This window comes from Shewanella sp. T24-MNA-CIBAN-0130 (genome assembly GCF_040310185.1).
Taxonomy (GTDB): Bacteria; Pseudomonadota; Gammaproteobacteria; order Enterobacterales; family Shewanellaceae; genus Shewanella; species Shewanella psychromarinicola.
Genome location: NZ_JBEOPP010000380.1, coordinates 1 through 261, shown reverse-complemented (window position 1 = coordinate 261; position 261 = coordinate 1). Strand labels below are relative to the sequence as shown.

Genomic DNA, 261 nt, shown 5'->3' with positions numbered 1-261 from the left:
GTCTATGGCATTAAGCCAGCGTAATATCAAAGCAGCGCTATTAGCGTCTGGCTCGATCCCTATGGTGATGCAAGGCATAAAAGACATTGCTGACTGCCCTCAAGGTATGTATCGAGATGGCGGAATTATTGACTATCATTTTGATTTTAATATTCAAAATGAAGGCTTAACTCTGTATCCACATTTCAGCTCGACATTAAAGCCGGGTTGGTTTGATAAAAACCTGTCTCGCAAAGTGCGTTTACAACACTATGACAAAAC

The 261-nt window shown here is 41.0% G+C and carries 1 pseudogene; it reads left to right on the top strand.

Features of this window, described 5'->3' with window-relative positions:
* Positions 1 to 261 (top strand): annotated as a pseudogene (locus AAEZ02_RS22810) (patatin-like phospholipase family protein); the annotation flags it as partial.